The 3,414-nt window shown below is 64.8% G+C and carries 3 protein-coding genes; 1 reads left to right on the forward strand and 2 read right to left on the reverse strand.

Annotated elements, in window-relative coordinates; genetic code table 11:
* Window positions 1-1,835 (forward strand): Ig-like domain-containing protein (locus tag H7225_RS16190; RefSeq protein WP_290663680.1); only part of this gene is annotated, 1,835 nt, incomplete at its 5' end.
* Window positions 1,836-1,858: 23 nt separating this feature from the next.
* On the opposite strand, the gene H7225_RS16195 is transcribed toward H7225_RS16190, so the two are convergent.
* Both H7225_RS16195 and H7225_RS16200 read right to left on the reverse strand, forming a co-directional pair.
* Window positions 1,859-2,704 (reverse strand): urease accessory protein UreD, encoded by an 846-nt coding sequence (locus H7225_RS16195; RefSeq protein WP_290663682.1) that lies wholly within the window; start codon window positions 2,702-2,704, stop codon window positions 1,859-1,861.
* A 30-nt stretch (window positions 2,705-2,734) separates the two neighbouring features.
* A partial coding sequence (locus H7225_RS16200) for an ABC transporter permease subunit (RefSeq protein ID WP_290663683.1) occupies window positions 2,735-3,414 on the reverse strand: 680 nt, incomplete at its 5' end.

Below are 3,414 nucleotides of genomic sequence, written 5' to 3' on the forward strand. Positions count from 1 at the left end.
CCATCCACGGCCTGGGCCCGATCACCTACCACTGGTTGCGCAACGGCGAAGACACGGGCAGCACTGGCGGCACCTATGTGCGGGCCGAAGCTGACGTGGGATCAGCGATCACCGCCCAAGCCGCCTACACCGATGGCCACGGCACCGCCGAGACTGTGGTCAGCGCCGCAACGGCCGCCGTGGCCAATGTGAACGATGCCCCGAACGGCGCCGTCACGATCAGCGGCACAGCCACGCAAGGCCAGACCTTGACGGCCAGCAACACCATTGCTGATGCCGACGGCCTGGGTGCCATCACCTACCACTGGCTGCGCAACGGGGTGGACACGGGCAGCACTGGCGGCACCTACGTGCTGGCCGAAGCTGACGTGGGCGGCACTATCACCGCCCAAGCCACCTACACCGATGGCCACGGCACAGCCGAGACGGTGGCCAGCGCGGCCACGGCCGCCGTGGCCAATGTGAACGACGCTCCGACGGGCAGTGTGTCGATCAGCGGCACAGCCACGCAAGGCCAGACCCTGACGGCCAGCAACAACATCCTGGATGCCGATGGCTTGGGCACGGTGACTTATCAATGGCTGCGCGATGGCGTGGTCACGAGCCTCACGGGCAACACCTACGCCCTGTCTCAAACCGATGTGGGCGCTCAGATCCGCGCCGTGGCGATCTACACGGACGGGCACGGTGCGGCCGAGTCGATGTCCAGCGCCTCCAGCGCCCTCGTGGCCAATGTCAATGACGCGCCGCTGTTGAACGCGGGCAGCATGCTGATGTCGGCCAATCCTTCGGTCACCTTGGATGTCGGAACCTTGTTGAACACCGCCACCGACCTGGACGGCGACGCTTTGACCGTGCAGGTGATGAACACCGTGGTGCATGGCCAACTGACTGTTCTGGGCGATGGCAGCCTGCACTACCAGGCGGCGGCCGGATTCTCTGGCATGGACCAGTTCACCTACGTCGCGTTTGATGGGCAACTGCAAAGCGGCATCCGAACGGTGATGATTTCGGTGACGAGCCCGTCGGTTGACGAGGTGATCATCTTCAATCCTGGCGCCGAGACCAGCACACCCACGACGCCATCGACCCCCGTTGACTCAAGCTCCGAGATTGACTCATCAACGCCCATCACGCCGCCCACGATCGATCCGATTCCTGACCCTGGCACCGTGGTGACCAAGCCCAGCGCGGATCAAGGCACGGGCGACCAGGGTGATCCGTCCCCATTGCCACCCACTGGCGCTTCCAGTTCATCGAATGGCGCGTCAGGGCCGGGCAGCGGCATGTTGCGCTATGCCAGTGCCTCGTCGTTCAATGGGGCTTCTCAAGGTCAGAATTTTGCCTTCAGCCTGGATCTTGGGGGGCTGGACCTCAGCTTCAACGCGGGCCGCGCCTTCATGATATCGATCAACGGCATGAAGCCGATGGACAATGCATCGAGCGGTCTGAACCTGTCCTTGAACGCCAGCTCCGACCATGGCGGCACGCACGCCGCGTCATTGCACTTCGCAGAGACACCTGATGAGCATTTGGTCAAGGTGCAAAAAGTGGCTGTGCAGACCTCAGGTGCGATTGCCTCGGTGGGGGCCGTGTGGTGGGCCGCGCGCATGTCAGGCCTGTTGGCCAGTTTGATGATCAGCACGCCGGCCTGGCGCTCCATCGACCCCTTGCCGGTGATGGGCCTCAGCAATGGCCCCGAGGGGGATGATGATGACGCCGGAGACCCCTTGGCCCCCGAAGCGGAGGGGCACATGGACGAAAAAGCGGCCGGTCTTTTCAGCGCCAAGGCGCCAACCATGACCATGGCCCGCAATCTGGAGAGCATCGGCTGACTGATCGGCCGACTCGCCTGACCTCAGGTCCGCCAGACCCGTGGCGGGCAGGCTGCCATTTGCCATGCCACATCGCGCCAACTTGCCCGCACTGATGTGAGCAACTGCATGGCGGGTTCCACGCGATCTGCCAGCACGCGCAGCACCACCGCCTCATCGTGTGGGCTGGTGCAGCCGGCTTGCGCTTTCAAGGCATGCGCATCAATCAAGGCGCGGGCACCGTCCAGCAAAGCATCCCGGCGCGCGCTGGGCATGGCTTGGCCAGTGGCAAACCACAGGGTGGCCATCACGCGGTGTCCTGCCCATCCCAGGGGGCTGTCCAGCAAACGGTGATCGTCGGCTTTCACGGTGCCGCGTTCCAGCCACACGCCCGGCAGGTCGATGCTCTGGGTGTAGTGGCCGCCAGCATGGGCCGGATCGTCGAACAACTCGCCCGCTGCCGGCAGGCCCAGGGCCAGCACGTCCCAGCCCATCATCTCGGCGCCCGGGGCCAGCTCGAAACGCATGCGGTTCTCGGCGCGGCAACCTCGGTACGCGATGGTTTCCAGCGGCAGCCATTCCAGCCGCGCACCTGAGGCCAGTTTGGCGACGAGCGATTGCTGGGCCAGCTCGCCAGCGCTGCGGTAAAAGCGTGTGGCCCCCGGCGTGGTGATCAGGGCATGGCTGCCTGTGGCCAGGTTGGCGTTGATCTCCAGCACATCGCCACCGGCGATGCCGCCAGGCGGGTGCACCAACACGTGGTGGCACACGGCATCGCCCTCCGGGTAAAGGCGCTGCAACACGCGCAACGGCCCGTGGTGCAGGTCGTGCGCGATCGTGCGCTGGCCATCAAGGCGGTAATCCAGGGTCAGGTGGCCAAGCCAGCTCATGGGGCAACAACAAAATTCAAGGCAAGGCGCTCAGTGTAGTGGCCGGGCCGACTCGTGCCAACCGCCCAGCACCGCCCGGCTTAAGGCCGACAGCATGGTGAACAGGCCAACGCCTGTCAAAGTGATCAGCAGCAGCGCGGCGAACATGCGCGGGATGTTGAGCTGGTAGCCCGATTGCAGGATCTGGTAGGCCAGCCCCGTGCCGGTGCCCCCCGTGCCCGCCACGAACTCGGCCACCACCGCCCCAATCAACGACAGCCCGCCCGAGATGCGCAGCCCCGCCATGAAAAAGGGCAGGGCACTGGGGATGCGCAGGCGCATCAGCAACTGCCAGCGGCTGGCCCCTTGCAGCTTGAAGTAATCGGCCAGCCCCGGATTGATGCTGCGCAGACCGGTGGTGGTGTTGGCAATGATGGGGAACAAGGCCACCAGCGTGGCGCACACCACCAGCGACAAGGTCGGGTCCTTCACCCAGACGATGATCAGTGGGGCGATGGCCACGATGGGCGTCACTTGCAGCAGTACCGCGTACGGAAAAAACGCGGCTTCGATCCAGCGGCTTTGCACGAACACAAAAGCGATCAGGCTGCCAATCACGATCGATGCGCCAAAGGCCAGCAAGGTGATCTTCAAGGTCACCAGCAAAGCGGCACCCAGCAGCGCCCAGTCGGCCACCAGCGTCTGGCCGATCAACCAGGGTGAGGGCACCA

This window comes from Aquabacterium sp. (assembly GCF_014378415.1).
Taxonomy (GTDB): Bacteria; Pseudomonadota; Gammaproteobacteria; order Burkholderiales; family Burkholderiaceae_C; genus Aquabacterium.

Excerpts from the sequence above, each read along its gene's own strand:
- H7225_RS16195 (WP_290663682.1), bottom strand. The coding sequence starts at position 2,704 with ATGAGCTGGCTTGGCCACCTGACCCTGGATTACCGCCTTGATGGCCAG.